Here is a 17,550-nt window from a genome sequence, read left to right on the forward strand (position 1 = left end):
TTACAGCTCTGCCTCGTCGGACCATAGCTGATCAAAGGTCGCTAGGAGCTCGTCGCTGGAGCCGTCGACCTCGTCCGGTCGAAATTCGGCCTCGCGCACGGCGGCTGCCAAACCGGACCGAGTCTGAGGGTTGAGGACGGCCGGCAAGGTGATCAAAGTGCCATCGTCGATCTGCGGGTCGGTCAGATGTTGGAGCGCCAGCCGCCAGCGATTGGCTTTTTCCTCGTGGAGGGTCACCCAGCGCTGCGCGCCAAATCGGCCGGCATCCAGCGCGGCCCGGGCTTGCTCTGCAGCTTTCGTCGAGATCGAGAGCTGAAGCTGCGCTTCTTCGACATGCTTCGAACTGCCCTTGATGAACGTATTTTCTCCGCAGCGGATACAGTCTTTGTCCTTGGGGCAGGGCATGAGCGAATAATCGTGACGACAAAGGCCGAAGCGGGTCGTGATCGTGGAGCCGACTTCGAGTTTCAATGCCGTTTCGCGCGTTATCGACTCCTTGCGGACGCGATCGTCGATCTTGTCTGCGAGCGGACCCACGACTTTCAGGTTGGTCGGTGCAGCCTCATCGAGAAACACGAAGGCCTCGATATAGGTCTCCTGCGGTACATGATTATAGGAGGCATTCTGACTGACGCTCTTGCGCCCCGACCAAAAGGCGATGAGTTCCTGCGACAGATGCTTGGATTGGGCCAGCGTGTTCAGGAGATGGCGCGGCTGATGGGTGTTGAGGCGCCAAGGCTCGCCGGTTTCCGGATTGAAGAGATTGTTGCGCGAAAAGATCGTTTTCCCTGTCGGCTTCGACCCCAGCTCGTGCTTGATCTGTGCATAGGTAAGATAGCGCGGAATATAGTGCTGGGGCTCGGCCGCGCCCCGCATAATCTCATCCGGCATGCAGAAAAGGGCCCGGCTCCCCGGCAGTGCATTGCGAGGATCAATGTAAGGGAAGGTCGGCGGAAGCGCGCCGATCACATAGCGCTCCAGCGACTCGAAGGTGATGAGGACAGAATATTGACCGGCCTGGCGGTCGGGGCGTCCGCGCGAAACGTCCCGCGTCGTACCGCATCGCTCGAGCGCTTTATCGATGGCTTGCCCCTGCGTGATCGGCTTCGTTCGCCCGATAATCTGTGCGGCCTCCCATTGGGTGATCGGTTCGCCGCGCAGATGTTCGAAGCCGGGCGGGAGGTAGAGCTGTCCGGCGTTTTCTTCGTACCATTTGTGCGCGATGCGAGATTTCTCGCCAATAGCCAGCAGTTTGCGGATGGCGAGTTTCGCGATTTCGGCGTTGTCGTCGCTGGCCGCGAATTTCGTCATCGCGTCGCCGCCTTTGAGCGGTCGCCAACTCAGCCCATAGCGGCCGTCCATCTCCGTTTCGCAGTCAATGGGTAGACCCAAAATCTCGGTCACGCGCGACGGGGCAAACATCGCTAGCGCGAACCAGCTACTGGCGATCACGTCTGGGACATAGCTGCTGTTATGGAATACGCCCGCCAACTCGAAGATCGCGTGGATATTGGGCAACTTTGCCGAATTGCCGCGGGCGCCTTCCTGATTGACCCGGTCGTTGCGTGCCGGCGCCCGGTACTGAATGGAAGTGCGCCAGACAATCTGGATTTCCGCGATCCGCGCTTGGTTGACATAATCGAGTGCGATCCGCTCAAGCAGGCGCCCATATTTCCAGCCGTCTTGGTAGGTCTCGACAATGATCTCCTGGGCTCTGTCCAGTATGGACGCCGTGAGATGGCGGATGTCAGGATGCCTGCCGAGGTCGCGAAATGCCTTTTCGATCGTGCGAAGCGTCGCGACTACTCCGCTTGCACTATTCTCACCGGACGTGCGCAGAAAGTCGGTCGTGAGGGCCTTCGCAGCACTCAGGAAGGGCTCTTCGAGGTCAATGGCCTCCTTCGAGCGAGGCCCTCTTCGCGTCGTTTCCAGATTGGTGAAATGCGCGGCGAGGCCAGCAGACGTCGACGATGCCTTGATGAAAAAAGGGCGCAGGTCCCAGCTGTTGTCGTCCCAATCTACAGCATGAGCTCCGTGGAAGAAGCGATAGCTACGCGCATGTTCGATATAGGCCGCTAAATTCTGGCACGCATTGATTTCCGCGCGGCCGATGTAGGGGACGATCATTGCTGTCACAGCGCCATCCTTGCGGACATGGCGTCGCGCTCGGTTACGATGCTGTCGATGGCGTCGATCTGCTCTTGCGTGATGTTCTTGATTCGCTCGGCGGTCTCGCTGTCTCGATCTGCGATCAAAACGGCGCGCAATTCCTCCCATGGCGCTTCACGGAATGGTTCGAATCGGTCGCAGGTGAGGCAACTCCTCGGCGCGTCTTGATAACATTTGGCGTGCGTTCCGCAGGCTCCGAGATCTGCGCCATTGAGATGTTCATAGGCAGTTATCAGCGCGCTGTCGTCGTTCTTGCGCGTCGCGTCGCGAAGACTGTCGATCAACCGGCCTTTGAAGGCTTGGGCGAATACGCGCATTTCATCACCGATCAATTCCCGGATCGGGTCTTGGAGCGACGGCATGGCTGCGCGGTAGTAGCGGACACAATGGAGAGACGTATGCGTGAGAAGACGCGCTACTTCTTCGTCTCTAGCACCCAGAGCGATCGCGCGCGTTCCCATCGTATAACGGAAACGGTAAGGGAAAAGCGGAATTGGACCGCCCAGTCGATCGGAATATGTTTCCAGCGCATTGAAGATTGCGGTCAAGCGCTGTGACACCACTTGCGAGCTGTTGAAGAATAGGGGAGTAAGTGGCGAGGCGCCCTTCATCTTTGGTGTTTGCAGATATTTCTGTAGCACCTCGGCTAGCTGGGTCTGGCATTTTCGTCGCCACCGCGTTTCCTTTTTTGCTTCGCGGGTTTTCGCAATGGTAATCAGCAACGTGAGTTCCTTGCCTTCGGGGCCTGTCGTTTCAATAATGTCCCCTCTGGTCGCGCGAGCAATTTGTACGGGCCGGACGCCTGTGCCCAGCAGGAAGGATGCGAGAGCCCAATCCTTCGTACTGATTTGCCCTTGGGCATAGGCTTTGTTCAGAGCGCCATAAACGTTACGCAATTCCTGTTCGGTGAGCGATCCACGCTTGGGGTCATTGGCCACAAGCGCAAAATATTGGCCATTCCCCTTCTCTTCCCATTTTTCCGGCTGCTGCAGAAAGTTTCCAATTTTGGGTTCTAGTCCCGGCAGACCTCGATCCACCCACTGGCCGAGGATTGCTTGGACGAAGGGCCAGCCCGATATAGGTTGATGTTCGGGAAAGTCTTCGAGGTCTTGCAGCGTCAAGATGGCCGGCGGGGCCAGCAAATTGAGTCTCTCAGCCAAAACGCCGAAAAAGTGAGCGCAATTATGCGCATAGACAGGGGAATGCGTCGAAAGTAGCCCCACCAGAATTTCAACTGCCGAATTGTGCCAAATGACGCCGACGCGCCGCCACGAAAAATCGAGGCAGCATGATCGTATGTCGCTGCTGATTTTGGTCTGGCCGTAAAGATCCGCAGTAACCCAGCGTCCATCTAAGAGTCGGATTTCACGAAAGCGATCAGATTCTAGATCGAGGCGACTGGCCATTTACCTACCTTGTTGAAGAGTTTGCGCGCGGACCCAGCGTGATGATTTCTTGCAATGGGGTTTCATTCGAAATGCGCAATCCTATTGCTAAGACGTTGCCGCGAGTGTGATGCCTTGCTCGGTTTACTGATCATTTCGGCTTTCCTCCGAAAGGACGCCGTTTGGATTAATTTCGTCCATCATTTCTTGGGCGATCCGGTCGGCGCTCTCGCGAATATGGCGGCGGTTATATCGGGCAGGTTGGCGGGAGTTCTCGGACCACCCCATAAGGCGTATGCGCATCTGCGCCTCCTTTTCAGCGGAAAAACGCTGATCCTTGGGTAGGCGATCAAGCTTAAGGCTCAAAATGTGATTCCAGGCACGGCGCATCGTATGTGGAGTTAGCTGCCATGGCTGTGAGCCGAGCATCGGGCGAACTGTCAGGAAGATGCGGTTCAGAAACTTGCCGCTTGTGAGCGGGCTCCCTGCCTTGTCGGTGAAAAGGGCTCCCGTACGATGCGCTTCGCAGCCGCTCGGCATGTTCAGCCAGTAGGTCATGAAGAAATGATCGAACACATCCGCCGTCTTTTTGATGATCGGGACGGTGCGCGCGATGGTCTTCGACTCGCGGATCTGAAAACGATTCTTCGCTCCAATCACGCTATCTGTGGCGGCTGTCGTAACTTCGCTCCGACGCGCTCCCGTATCGAACAGCAAGCGCCAAGCGAGATAGTTTCGCCACTGGACGAATTCCGATCGAAACGGATTCGTGCTAGAACCCGGGGTGAGAATTTCGTCAATGTGCTGCAGGACATCCGGATCGGGTGCCTCGAGCAGTTCGTCATCATGCCAGCGCGAATGGTTGCCGGGCGCCTTGCCTTTTAAATTGCTCACCAAGTTGTGTGCGGACGCGTTAAGTTGGGTTTCGGCTTCGGCTAGGTCTCGGCCGTCGAAGCGGCGGCCGCGATGCCACTCAATATAGTTCGCTACCCAACGGATGCGATTGCCGACTTCGGCTGTGGGGACCGCGCCATAGGGAGTGTCGCTCTGATCCTCTTTGTTCCGTCTCGCCGCGAACGACACGACTTTAGATTCGGGCTTGGCTGATTCACGCTCGACATGCTGGTCTGCGGCATTGAGGCTCAGAAATCGCACTAGGTCGAGCGCATCGGATCCGTCCAAGAACGAACCGGCCGTCAGGTCTTGGTCGAGGTCGCGTCCGCGCATCTCGGCCCATGATTTGGCCATGCCGATCGCTCTTAGCACTTTTTCAATGGTGTGGGCCGATCTCCCGACCTGGCGGTATTCGGAAACCGCATAGAGATTCGGATGATAATGCGGCGCAGGGGACCCATGAAGGTCGGTGAGGACGATCACGTCCTCACCCTTACGGCCTCTCGATTGACCCTTGAAGCGGCGCACCCGAAACGACAACATGTTTACGCTTTTCCCGCCGTCCAAATAACAACGGGTGCGCTAAATAGGGTGATTTACGTCGCTTGCAACGAATATATTTCACCAAGCCTATGATTTCCCTATCTTTTCATGTCTCTCGATAAGAGTATGTTTACGCTTCTGTGTAGCGTCCTGCTACTGGCAGGCCAGGCATTCGTCGTAATCGGTCGTCTGCAGCTCGTATTTCGGCGCCTCCGACGTGTTGTCGGCTTCGACCCCGCCCGCAAAGCCGGCGCGCTGGACCGACTTGCTGCGCAGGTAATAGAGCGATTTGATGCCGAGTTCCCACGCGCGATAATGGAGCATGAGCAGGTCCCATTTCTCGACGTCCGCGGGGATGAACAGGTTCAGCGATGCGGCCTGATCGATGTACGGCGTGCGGTCGGCGGCGAGTTCGAGCAGCCAGCGCTGATCGATCTCGAAGCTGGTCTTGAAGCAATCCTTCTCGTCCTGCGTCAGGAAGTCGAGGTGCTGGACGCTGCCGCCGCGTTCGAGGATCGAGTTCCACACCGCGTCGCTGTTCTTCGCCTTGTCGACGAGCAGGGCTTCCAAGTGCGGGTTGCGGATCGAGAAGCTGCCCGAGAGCGTCTTGTGCGTATAGATATTCGCCGGGATCGGCTCGATGCACGCGCTGGTGCCGCCGCAGATGATCGAAATCGACGCGGTCGGCGCGATCGCCATCTTGCAGCTGAAACGCTCCATCACCCCCTGATCGGCGGCGTCGGGGCAGGGGCCGCGCTCCTTGGCGAGCAGCATCGACGCCTGATCGACCTGCGCGCGGATATGCTTGAAGACGCGCAGGTTCGACGATTTCGCCATCGCCCCCTCGAACGGCAGGCCGCGCGCCTGCAGGAAGCTGTGGAAGCCCATGACGCCGAGGCCGACGCTGCGCTCGCGGCTCGCGCTGTACTTGGCGCGCGCCATTTCGGGCGGGGCGCGGTCGATATAATCCTGCAGGACATTGTCGAGCATGCGCATGACGTCTTCGATGAAGCGCTTGTCGCCGTTCCACTCGTCCCAGGTTTCGAGATTGAGGCTCGAGAGGCAGCAGACCGCGGTGCGGTCATTGCCCAGATGGTCGCGACCGGTGGGCAGCGTGATTTCGGAGCAGAGGTTCGAGGTCGTGACCTTGAGCCCGAGATCGCGATGATGCTTGGGCATCATGCGGTTCACCTGGTCGATGAAGATGATGTAGGGCTCGCCGGTCGCGAGGCGCGTTTCGACGAGCTTCTGGAACAGGCTGCGCGCGTCGACCGTGCTGCGGACGCTGCCGTCCTTTGGCGATTTGAGGTTGAATTCGGTGCCGTCGCGCACCGCTTCCATGAACTCGTCGGTGATGAGCACGCCGTGGTGGAGGTTGAGCGCCTTGCGGTTGAAATCGCCCGACGGCTTGCGCACCTCGAGAAACTCCTCGATCTCCGGGTGCGAGATGTCGAGGTAGCAGGCGGCCGAACCGCGGCGCAGGCTGCCCTGGCTGATCGCGAGGGTCAGGCTGTCCATCACGCGGACGAAGGGGATGATGCCGCTCGTCTTGCCGTTGAGGCCGACGGGTTCGCCGATGCCGCGCACCGCACCCCAATAGGTGCCGATGCCGCCGCCGCGGCTGGCGAGCCAGACATTCTCGTTCCACGTGCCGACGATGCCCTCGAGGCTGTCGTCGACCGAGTTCAGATAGCAGCTGATCGGCAGGCCGCGGCCGGTGCCGCCGTTCGACAGCACGGGCGTCGCGGGCATGAACCACAGCTTCGAGATATAATCATAGAGGCGCTGTGCGTGATCCTGGTCGTCGGCATAGGCCGCGGCGACGCGCGCAAAGAGATCCTGGTACGATTCGCCGGGCAGGAGGTAGCGGTCCTGCAGCGTTTCCTTGCCGAATTCGGTGAGCAGCGCGTCGCGGCTCGCGTCGGTCACGACGTCGAATCGGCGCGCGTGAACCTTGGCCTCGCCGCTGTCGTTGAGCTTCGCTGGCGCAGGCGAATCGCTTCGGGCCGCATCCGCCGATTCGGTTGCCGCCGGAGCGTCATTCTTCGTCAATTCCACCGTCGCCACGTCGTTTGTCTCCACCCGGTCCGTCTCGCGAAAATCCATCTAACTCGCCCCCGTTTTCACACGCGCCGTACGGCGCTTTGTTCCCGTCCTGTTCGACTCGGGGCGAAGCCCCAGTCTTAGCATCATCAGCCGCTCGGCGGGGATATTATTTTGGACGCAAAGGGGTTTTCCCGTGCCCATATGCGATGGGCGACGGAAATCCGCCACTTGCAGCCAAATACTAATTATTGGGGTCCCCCGTCGGTCCGCCCACCATCTATAGTGCCACGTCGGCGCAGCGATGCAAGAGCGTAAATGACAAAATAGCGACTCGACTCGTCGCCATTTTGATTCGACTCGTCGCGCAGCGCGAGGGGGGCGGCAGCTCAGGCCGCGCCTTTCTGCGGGATTGGGGACGATCTGTGCCAGCGGCGCGCGGGATCAAAAAAAACTTGGGTCGCCCGGATAGGCGCTCACAGACCAGAGGGTTGCAATCGAGGCGCCCGGCAAAGCCATCGAACCACGCCTGGCGCGTCACAGCGGTTCCGGCTCGGCCCAAAAAGAAAGGGCCCCGGCAATGCCGAGGCCCGATCTAAAACTCGAGTTCAGGTTAGGCCGAACCGCCACCGTTGCCGGTGCCGCCGCCACCAAGGAATTTCCAGAACCAACCCATATCAAATCTCCTGTTGGCACTGCTCACGCGGAACAGTTAACAGGCTGTATACCTTAATTAGTAAGGTAAATCGAGTCTTAACTATAAGCATTGAAACCAGAATGGAAGTTATGCCGAGCGGGTATGAGAGGCGTCGGAAAGCGTGTCGATCAACTCGGAAAATAGCTGTGGCTTTCCAAGGTGATAGCCTTGTCCCACATCGCACCCCAAATCCTCGAGAAGGGTTAAAGTTGCAGCATCTTCAATGCCTTCTGCGACGGCCACAGCGCCAAGACGGTGCGCGAGGTCGATGGTCGATTTGACCACTTCGAAGTTTCGTTGCGAATCGCGCATCGTCATCACGAATCGTTTGTCGATCTTGATCTCGTCGGCTTCGATCTCGGTCAGATATTCGAGGTTGGACTGGCCAGTGCCATAATCGTCGATCGACAGACGGATGCCCGCACGACGGATTTGCGCGAGCGTCTGGCGCGCCTGCCGGCTATTTTCGATCTGCGCGGTTTCGGTGATTTCGATCGTCAGATATTCGGCTGGCAGGTGATGTGCGGTCAACATGACGCGGATCGTTCCGACGAGATCATTGTGATCGAGTAGGGTGGCGGACAGGTTGACCGACATGTTGGTGCGGATGCCGCGGCTGTAGAGCTGCGCTGCCGAGCGGATCGCATGATCCATCACGAACAGCGTGAGGCGATATATGTCCTGGCTTTTTTCGGCTTGAACGATGAACTCGTCGGGGGGGATCGGGCCGCGCGTCGGATGGGTCCAGCGCACCAGCGCCTCGACGCCGACGAGCTCGCCCGACGATATTTCGAACTGAGGCTGGAACGCGACCCAGATATCGCCGCCGGCGAGGGCATCCTCCAGTTGCGAGTGAAAGCTGAGTTGCCAGCCTGCGTCTTCTTTTTGGCGCGAGGTATATTTGGTCCAGAGCGACCGCGTCCGGATCGCGCGTTCGGCCGCGACAAGTGCAGCAGCCAGGCGCTGCGCGTTCGATCCCTCGAACTCATCATTCACGCCGAAGGCGATTGCGACGTCCACGCGCAGATCACCTATTGTCAGCGGCGCATTGAACAATGCCGCGAGACCGGCAAGCTGTCCCTCGATCTGGCTGTGCTGATAATAGGGAACGAGCCATGCGAACGTGCCATCGAGATCGTGGTGCAGCGATGTGCCCTGCGACGCGAGTTGGAGGCGGCGCGTGACCTGTTCGACGAGCTTGCCAATCCCGTCCCCCGGAATGAAGGCAGCCAGATCTTCGAAATTGACGACCTTTGCGGCGACCACCGTCGCGCTGCCAAACGGAGCTTGCGACCGCAGGGCTTCGAAGTTCGGCAGACCCGAGATCGGATTTTCGCGCTGTGCCGATTGTCGGCGGCTTTTGCGTGACACATTGGCGGCAATCGCCGCGATCAGAAATATCGCAGCGCCAACGGTGCTGCTGACCAACATCGTCATCAATATAAGCTTGGCGATGATCAACACGCCGATCGTGGTCAAGGCGACCGCTGCAAACCGTCGCCCGCGTCGAAAATAGGCGCCTGCCAGCAATGTGAGGGCGGCGAACGTCACGCCCGGTAACCAACCGATATCGACGGGTATGCCGCGCTTGAGCGTTTCGGCGCCGATAAGGTGAATGAAGGCACCCGGAACGCGATTGTTGCCGGGCAGATAATGGGTATCCTGAAACGTCACCGACGTCGGCGCAAAAATGACGTCTTTTCCCTTCAGTTCCCGGGCGCCGACTTCGCCGGACAGGACGTCGGACACGCTATATGTTTGGATCGAGTCAATGTCGTATGAGTAATCGAGCGCATAGACGCCCGGCTTGTCGCTAAAGCGGTTAGCGAGGAGCGACGAAAAGCTGGGTATCAGCCTACCGCCCACGTCGAGGGTGATCGGGACACGCCAGACCTGCCACAGCTCATATTCCCATCCGATGCATGCGAGCAATGCATCGGTTCCGAATGCCGGCCCCGGCAGGCGCGTGAGTTCGGCCTTGCCGCCCTGTGTCTCCTTGGCCGCGGCGGCAAGGACGACCCGATCCTTCATGCGCTTTACCGCGCTGGTCAACCTGGGCAACTGACTGTCATTCTGTCGCCGTTCATAGGTGAAGTCGATAAAAAGGCGCTTGGCCCCAGCTTCGTTGATCGCATCGACGACGCGGCCGTGCTGCGTCATCGAAAAGTCGCCGCGCGCTGTTTCCTCAATCGTCCGGTCATCGAGGGCGACCACCACGATGTCGCCGGAAACGGGTCGCCACGCCAGACGGCCCACCGCCGCTTCGATGATGCGGTCGATCGGTTCGGCGACGGAAGCCAGCCCGACAATCGCGCTGAGGAGCAGCGAGAGGCCGATGGACCGCCAACCAATAATCAGGCTCTTGACCTTTTGGGGCACGCACGTCTCCGGAAGATTGCCGGATGTGCCTAGTCTCTGTTGGTTAGCATCGCGTTAATCATCATCCCAATTCCGCCGCCGAACCTGCGGATTTCCGGGGCGCTCAGCTGGCCGAAGCGATGGGCGGCAGAGCCGCGTCGCCTGCGAGGATCGATGCCGCCAGTCCGCGCGCCGCGGGGACGATCTGTTGCAGGTAAAAGCGCGTCGAGGCGATCTTCGCCTCGAGGAAGGCGTCGTGGCCGTCCCCCGTATCGAGCGCCGCGCGTGCGCCCTGATGCTGCAGGGCCATCAGCCAGCCGCACGTCGCGGTCGCGAGCATCGTCAGATAGGGGTAGCTGCCCGCCAGCCGGTCGGGCATGTCGGCCTGTTCGAGCCAGTCGGTGACGGCGGCGCACGCCTCGGCCAGATCGGCGAGTTCGGGGAAGTCGCCCGCGCCGTGTGCGATGTCCGCGATCAGGCTGCGCACGCCTTCGCCGCCCGCCATGCCGAGCTTGCGGCCGACGAGATCGGCGGCCTGGATGCCGTTGGTGCCTTCGTAAATCGGCGCGATGCGCGCGTCGCGATAATGCTGTGCGGCGCCCGTTTCCTCGATAAAGCCCATGCCGCCGTGTACCTGGATGCCGACGCTCGCGACCTCGCAGCCGATGTCGGTCGCATGCGCCTTGGCGAGCGGAATGAGGATTTCCGCACGCAGCGCTGCGGCTTCATCGCCGAGTTTGCCGAAATCGGTCTGCGCCGCGGCGTAGTAGATCAGCGCACGCGCTGCTTCGGTCTGCGCGCGCATCCGCCACAGCATGCGCTTGACGTCGGGGTGGCGGTCGATGGTGACGGGGGTGCGGTCGGCGCTGCCCGCGAGCGCCGACTGGACGCGCTCGGCGGCGAAGGTCTGTGCCTGTTGCGTCGCGCGTTCGGCGATCTGGACGCCCTGGCAACCGACCATCAGCCGCGCATTGTTCATCATCACGAACATCGCACGCATCCCGCCCATTTCCTCGCCGACAATCTCGCCGAGGCAGTCTTCGTCCTCGCCATAGATCATGACCGCGGTCGGCGATCCGTGTATGCCGAGCTTATGCTCGATCGAGGCGCAGCGCACGCCGTTCGAAATCGTCGGCTTGCCGTTGGCGTCGAGGCGATATTTGGGGACAAGGAAGAGCGAGATGCCGCGCGTTCCCTCGGGCGCGCCGGGGGTGCGCGCGAGGACGAGATGGACGATATTGTCGGTGAGGTCGTGCTCGCCGAAGGTGATGAAAATCTTTTGCCCTTTAATGCGATAGAGGCCGGAATTGGGACCGTCCGTAACCTTCTCGGCGGTCGAACGGAGCGCGCCGACGTCGCTGCCCGCCGCGGGCTCGGTCAGGTTCATCGTGCCGTTCCATTCGCCGGTGACGAGTTTGGGCAGCCAGCGCTGCCGCTGCTCCTCGGTGCCATAGGCCATCAGCGCGTGGATCGCGCCGGGGGTGAGGATGTTGCAGAGGGTGAAGCCCATGTCGGCGCTGCCGAGCGCCTCGATCACCACCGTCGCGAGCGTGAAGGGCAGGCCCTGGCCGCCATATTCGACCGGGCCGTCGATGGTTCCCCAGCCGGCGTCGACGAACTGCTTATACGCTTCCCTGAAGCCCGGCGGCATGGTGACGCGGCCGTCCTCCCATTTCGGATTGTCGGTATCGCCGATGCGGTTGAGCGGCGCATACACCTCCGACGCAAAATCGCCGATGCCGGTGACAATCGCCTCGACCATGTCGGGGGTTGCGGCGGCAAAGCGCTCATACTGTGCCATCGCGTCGATGCGCGCGATATGGTTGAGTACGAAAAGCTGTTCGGTGGTCGGCGCGATATAGGTCATGGGGCATCCCGACTTTACTGGTGATTCCTTGGGCAGCGGCGCTATAGCGCGGCATGGCCGAGGGTCCAAATGAGCGCATGATCACCGAAATCTGCCCCTACGGCGAGCGGGCGATCGCGCGTGCCGCGTCGCTGGTCGCGGCCGGACAGCCCGTCGCGGTGCCGACCGAGACGGTGTACGGGCTTGCCGCCGACGCGCGCGATTCGCAGGCGGTGGCGCGCATCTATGCCGCGAAGGGGCGCCCCGATTTCAACCCGCTGATCGTCCATGCGCCGGACCTGCGCGCCGCCGAGGCGCTCGGCCTGTTCGGTGCGGCGGAACGCGCGCTGGCGGAGCGTTTCTGGCCGGGGCCGCTGACGCTTGTCGTGCCGCGGCGCGAGGACTGCGCCGTCGCGAGCATCGCGACCGCGGGGCTGAGCACGATCGCGCTCCGCGTTCCGGGGCATCGCGCGATGCAGGCACTTCTCGCCGCGACCGGCGCGCCGCTCGCGGCGCCTAGCGCCAATGCCAGCGGGCGGGTGAGCCCGACGCGGGCCGAGCATGTGCGCGCGAGCCTCGACGGGCGGGTCGCGCTCGTGATCGACGATGGGGCGACGAGCGCGGGGGTGGAATCGACGATTGCGCGCGTGGCGGACGACAGGATCGAGATATTGCGGCCAGGACCCGTGACGGCCGAAATGCTGTCAGAATCGATTGGTTTGCGGGTTACTTCTCATGTGAGTTCAGAGGTCGTGGCGCCGGGAATGCTCGCGAGCCATTATGCGCCGGGCAAGCCTGTGCGCCTCGGCGCGACGGGTTTTGCGGTGAGCGAATTCGGCATCGGCTTCGGCGATCTGGCGGGCGACTATAACCTGAGCGCGGGCGGCGACCTTGTCGAAGCGGCGGCCAATTTGTTCGACGCGCTGCACGCCGCGGCGGCGAGCGTGAAGGCCGAAATTGCGGTCGCGGCGATCCCGGACGAGGGACTGGGCGCGGCGATCAACGACCGGCTTGCTCGGGCGGCGGTATAACCGTCTGTTGACTTCCTTTCGTGTCGAGCGAAGTCGAGCCACTCGTGGCATCCGCTCCTGCTCCTGGCATTTCGACTTCGATCGATGCGAACGGAATTCAGGAACTTAGGCCGCCGCCGGTTCGATCGGGTCGAGCTGCGGCGTCTTGCGCGCGACGATCAGGCAGGCGGCGACGATCAGCAGTGCGCCGGCGATGGTCGGCAAGGTCACCGGCTCGGCGTAGAAGACCCAGCCGAACAGCATCGCCCACAGGAAGCCGGTATATTCGGTCGTCGCGAGGATCTGCGCCTCGGCGCGGGCATAGGCCCAGCTCAGCAACAGCAGCGACAGTGTCGCGAGCAGCGCGGCGCCGACGATGGGCGGCGCGCTCGCGGTGCCGGGCAGGTGAAGGAACCACGGTGCGCCGAGTGCGAGGATCAGCGTCACGAACAGATTCTGGTAGAAGGCGATCTCCATCGGCTCGGCCATCTTCGCCTGCCGCCGTGCGAGGATGAGATTATAGGCATAGAGCAAGGCCGAGACGAAGACCGCGCCGACCGCCCACAGCGCCTCCGCCGAATAATCGCCGCGCCCGATCTTGCCCGCGACGATCACGAGTACACCGACGAGCCCGAGCATCGACGCGGCGATCGAGCGCGGCCCGATTTTCTCGCCGAGGAACACCGCCGCCAGATAGAGCGTCATCAGCGGCGCGACAAAGGCGATGGCGATCGCTTCCGCCATCGGCAGCCGCGCGAGGGCCCAGAAGAAGCTGAGCGCCATCCCCGCGACGAACAGCGACCGCCACGCATGGATCCGCAGCGTAGCGTGCGCCGGCCGCACGGGGCGGCTGGCGAAATAGGCGAGCCCCATGAGCAGCGTTCCCGCGCCGGTGCGCCAAAGCACGGCATTATAAGCGCCAAGCTCGATCGACAGCCCCTTCATCAGCACGTCCATCGCCGAAAAGGTCGCGATCCCCGCGCAGGCGATCAGGAAGGGGACGACTGGCGAGGGCGAATCGGGACGCATCGGCTGGCTCTAGCCGAGGGTTCCGGATTTGCACACCGATGCAATCGCGTGCAGGATGGCAGGGGGTTTCCGGAGGGAGTGGGGCCATGACGAAACCGAGCAAATTCGCGCATGTCGTCTATATGACGCGGCGCTACGACGAGATGATCGCCTGGTACAAAAAGGTCTTTCAGGCCGATGTCGTGCATCAGGACCCGGCGCTCGCCTTTCTGACCTATGACGACGAGCATCATCGCTTTGCCTTCGCCAATCTCGACCTGTTGAAACCCGGCGGCGACGGCGGGCGGGGCGATATCGGGGTCAATCATGTCGCCTATACCTTCGCGAGCGCCGCCGATTTGCTCGCGACCTACAAGCGGCTGAAGGCGGAAGGAATCACGCCCTATTGGCCGATCCATCACGGCATCGCACTGTCGATGTATTACCGGGACCCCGACGGCAACCGGATGGAGTTTCAGGTCGACCATGGCAGTGCGGAGGATGCCATTGCCTATATGAAGAGCGACAAGTTCGGCCGGAATGCAGTCGGCGTCGATTATGATCCCGACGAATTGCTCGCCCGCTATGAAGCCGGGGCCAGCGAGGCCGAACTGATGGCCATGCCCGAAGGGCCGCCCGCGGATATCCCGATCGAGCACGGGATAAGCTGAGCCTAGCGGAAGCTGGCCAATCCAGCGCCGTCGATATTGAGCTTCTGTCCCGAGCAATATGGGTTCGCGTCCGAGACGAACCAGAGCACCGCCGCGGCGACATCGCCGGGGGTGGGCACGCGGCCGAAGGGGAATTTGGCGTCGAGGTGGTGGATGTCCTCCTCGCCCGTCACTGCGCGCGCAAGGCGCTCGCCCATATCGCTGACGGTGAGCGACGGGGCGACGATGTTGACGCGGACGCCGTTCTTCATCTCTTCCTTCGCCAAGGTAAGTGCGAGTGCCTCTCCGGCAGCTTTTGCCATATTATAGGGGGCGCCGTTCGACGCATTGTGGAGCGTCGCGATGCTCGAAATGACGACAATGTCGCTCCGCGCGTGGCGGCGCAACTGGGGGAGAGCGAGGCGCGACAGCCGATGGGCGCCGACGGCATGGACGGCGAGCAGCTTTTCGACCTCGGCCGCTTCGGTATCGGCGACAGCTTTTCCGCGGCTGGCGATGCCCGCGTTGTTGATCAGGATCGATATCGGCCCGAAATCGCGCTCGATCGCGGCCATCATCGCCGCCGATGCCTCCTCGTCGGCGACCGAAGCCTGATAGACCTGTGCCTTGCGGCCTTTTGCAGCGATGGCCGCGACGGTTTCGACGGCGGCGTCCGTGTCGCGCGTGTAATTGACCGCGATGTCTGCGCCTGCGTCGGCGAGCGCCAGCGCGATGCCGCGCCCGATGCCGCGCGAGGCGCCGGTGACGAGCGCCGTCCGCCCTTCTAATTTCCGGTCAGTCATTGGCCGTTCCCCATTTCTCGAAATAGTCGAAGATGTCGTCCTCGCTGCGGCTGGCGGCGTTTCGCCAGCCGGGCGCGTCGGTCAGGTTAAGCGGCGTTCCCTTTGCGTCGGTGATGACGACGGTGGGTGTGCCGACGATCGGAGCGACGCCGAAACGTGCCGCCAAGTCGGCGTTCAATGTGCGGTCGGCGCCGACATCGATCCAGACGATTTCATAGCGCGGTTCGAGCATCGCGGCGAAGCGCGGCGTTTCGAACCAGCCCGCGAGCCCGCGGCTGTCGTGGCAGGCGTCGAGCCCGAACATGAGGATGACGCGCTTGTTCGCCGCCGCCGCGCGCGCGAGCGCCGCGTCGACCGATGCCGCAGCGGACGGAGCTGCCGCAAAGGGGCGGGCTTGGGGATGCGGCGGTGTCGTCGCCGAAGTGCAGGCGGACAAGGACAAGAGCAGCACGGCTGGGACAAGGTGACGGATCATCGCACCACGATAGGTTTTGCATGACGTTTCCGTCAACGTCAGTTAGCCTCGCCGCCATGAGCTGGAAAAAGGAAGTCGACGAACTCGCCGCGCGGCGGGCGATGGCCGAGAAGATGGGCGGCGCCGAAAAGGTCGCGCGCCAGCACGGCCGCGGCAAGATGGACGCGCGCGCGCGGCTGGCGGCGCTGGTCGATCCGGGCAGCTTTCGCGAGATCGGCAAGATTGCGGGGCGTGGCAGCTATGGACCCGATGGCGAACTGGAAGATCTGGCGGCGTCGAACTTCATCTTCGGCCGCGCCAATATCGACAGGCGGCCGGTCGTCGCGAGCGCCGACGATTTCACCGTGCGCGGCGGCGCGGCCGATGCGGCGTTGCACCGCAAGTTCGTCCAGTGCGAGGCGATGGCGCATGAATATCGGCTGCCGCTGATCCGGATGATCGACGGCACCGGCGGCGGCGGGTCGGTCAAGACGCTCGAGGATATGGGCTATACCTATATCCCCCATGTTCCGGGCTGGGACCAGATCATTGCGAACCTCGACACGGTGCCGGTGGTCGCGCTTGCGCTCGGGCCGACTGCCGGTCTTGGCGCGGCGCGCGTCGTGGCGAGCCACTACAGCATCATGGTGCGCGGGCTGTCGCAGCTTTTTGCGGCGGGGCCGGCAGTCGCGGCGGCGATCGGCGACACGCTCGACCGCGAGGAGCTGGGCGGCAGCGATGTCCATACGCGCAACGGGGTGGTCGATGACGAGGTCGCGAGCGAGGCCGAAGCCTTTGCGGCGGCGCGGCGCTTCCTCTCTTATCTGCCGTCCTCGATCCACGAACGCGCTGCGCGCACGCCGTGCAGCGATCCGGCGGATCGCCGCGACGAGGCGCTGCTTTCCACCGTCCCGCGCGAGGCGAAGCAAGTCTATTCGATGCGGCGCATCGCCGACGCGGTGTTCGATGCAGGGAGTTTTTTCGAGATGGGCGCACGCTGGGGGCGGGCGGTCATTACCGCCTTTGCGCGGCTTGACGGCTGGCCGGTCGCGGTGCTCGCGAGCGATCCATCCTACCTCGGCGGATCGTGGGACGCGAAGACGAGCGAAAAGGCCGAGCGCTTCGTGAAGCTCGCCGACCAGTTCCGCTTGCCGATCGTCCACCTCGTCGACAATCCTGGCTTCATGATCGGCGGTGAGGCCGAGCGGACGGGGACGATCCGATATGGCGTGCAGGCGATGAACGCCATTTATCGCGCGACGGTGCCGCTCGCGTCGGTGGTCGTGCGGCGCGCCTATGGCATTGCGGGAAGCGCGATGTCGAATGCCGAGCGCTTTCAATATCGTTTCGCATGGCCATCGGGCGACTGGGGCAGCCTGCCGATCGAGGGCGGGGTCGAGGTCGCCTATAAAAGCGAGTTGGAGGCGGCGGAGGACCCGGCGGCGCATCTGGAAGCGATCCGCGAGCGGCTCAACCGCGTGCGCTCGCCCTTCCGCACCGCCGAGAAATTCGGGGTCGAGGACATCATCGACCCGCGCGATACGCGGCCGCTGCTGTGCGAATTCGCCGAGCTGGCCTGGCGGGTGGTGACGTAACGCGCTGCTTTTCGTCATCCCGGACTTGATCCGGGATCCATTCGCGCGATGGTGCCTGGATCCCGGATCAAGTCCGGGATGACAAGGGAGGGGAT

The 17,550-nt window shown here is 62.2% G+C and carries 12 protein-coding genes; 3 read left to right on the forward strand and 9 right to left on the reverse strand.

Annotated elements, in window-relative coordinates:
- The 6 genes from H7692_RS13850 to H7692_RS13875 form a co-directional block, all read right to left on the reverse strand.
- Positions 1-2,136, reverse strand: a complete 2,136-nt coding sequence (locus H7692_RS13850) for a hypothetical protein (RefSeq protein ID WP_227340374.1) — start codon at positions 2,134-2,136, stop codon at positions 1-3.
- The gene (locus tag H7692_RS13855; RefSeq protein WP_227340375.1) at positions 2,133-3,575 is read right to left on the reverse strand and encodes a tyrosine-type recombinase/integrase; all 1,443 of its coding nucleotides are present in this window, start codon (positions 3,573-3,575) and stop codon (positions 2,133-2,135) included. Before H7692_RS13855 ends, H7692_RS13850 begins: the two co-directional genes overlap by 4 nt.
- A 123-nt stretch (positions 3,576-3,698) precedes the next feature.
- Positions 3,699-4,931, reverse strand: a complete 1,233-nt coding sequence (locus H7692_RS13860; RefSeq protein WP_227340376.1) for a site-specific integrase — start codon at positions 4,929-4,931, stop codon at positions 3,699-3,701.
- A gap of 213 nt (positions 4,932-5,144) precedes the next feature.
- Positions 5,145-7,097, reverse strand: coding sequence for a ribonucleoside-diphosphate reductase subunit alpha (locus tag H7692_RS13865; protein ID WP_227340377.1), 1,953 nt, complete (start codon positions 7,095-7,097; stop codon positions 5,145-5,147).
- 721 nt (positions 7,098-7,818) lie between these two features.
- Positions 7,819-10,110, reverse strand: coding sequence for an EAL domain-containing protein (locus H7692_RS13870; protein ID WP_227340378.1), 2,292 nt, complete (start codon positions 10,108-10,110; stop codon positions 7,819-7,821).
- A gap of 103 nt (positions 10,111-10,213) precedes the next feature.
- The gene (locus H7692_RS13875; protein WP_227340379.1) at positions 10,214-11,956 is read right to left on the reverse strand and encodes an acyl-CoA dehydrogenase; all 1,743 of its coding nucleotides are present in this window, start codon (positions 11,954-11,956) and stop codon (positions 10,214-10,216) included.
- A gap of 53 nt (positions 11,957-12,009) precedes the next feature.
- Between H7692_RS13875 and H7692_RS13880 the strand changes: the two genes are divergently transcribed.
- A complete protein-coding gene (locus tag H7692_RS13880; protein ID WP_227340380.1) occupies positions 12,010-12,966 on the forward strand; it encodes an L-threonylcarbamoyladenylate synthase in 957 nt (318 codons plus the stop codon).
- Between the two features lie 105 nt (positions 12,967-13,071).
- Here the strand turns inward: H7692_RS13880 and H7692_RS13885 are convergent, their stop codons facing one another.
- A complete protein-coding gene (locus H7692_RS13885) occupies positions 13,072-13,974 on the reverse strand; it encodes a DMT family transporter (protein WP_227340381.1) in 903 nt (300 codons plus the stop codon).
- A gap of 86 nt (positions 13,975-14,060) precedes the next feature.
- On the opposite strand from H7692_RS13885, the gene H7692_RS13890 reads away from it, so the two are divergent.
- A complete protein-coding gene (locus H7692_RS13890; protein ID WP_222137168.1) occupies positions 14,061-14,624 on the forward strand; it encodes a VOC family protein in 564 nt (187 codons plus the stop codon).
- Positions 14,625-14,626: 2 nt separating this feature from the next.
- Here H7692_RS13890 and H7692_RS13895 read toward each other — a convergent pair whose 3' ends face one another.
- Together H7692_RS13895 and H7692_RS13900 are read right to left on the reverse strand one after the other, a co-directional pair.
- A complete protein-coding gene (locus tag H7692_RS13895) occupies positions 14,627-15,406 on the reverse strand; it encodes an SDR family NAD(P)-dependent oxidoreductase (RefSeq protein ID WP_227340382.1) in 780 nt (259 codons plus the stop codon).
- On the reverse strand, positions 15,399-15,881 hold the full coding sequence (locus H7692_RS13900; protein WP_222137170.1) for a thioredoxin family protein: 483 nt from the start codon (positions 15,879-15,881) through the stop codon (positions 15,399-15,401). Before H7692_RS13900 ends, H7692_RS13895 begins: the two co-directional genes overlap by 8 nt.
- Before the next feature lie 56 nt (positions 15,882-15,937).
- Between H7692_RS13900 and H7692_RS13905 the strand changes: the two genes are divergently transcribed.
- Entirely contained in the window at positions 15,938-17,455 is a 1,518-nt protein-coding gene (locus tag H7692_RS13905) for an acyl-CoA carboxylase subunit beta (protein ID WP_227340383.1), read from the forward strand.
- Positions 17,456-17,550: the final 95 nt, after the last annotated feature.

It is taken from the genome of Sphingopyxis sp. P8, from assembly GCF_020622175.1.
Taxonomy (GTDB): domain Bacteria; phylum Pseudomonadota; class Alphaproteobacteria; order Sphingomonadales; family Sphingomonadaceae; genus Sphingopyxis; species Sphingopyxis jiangsuensis.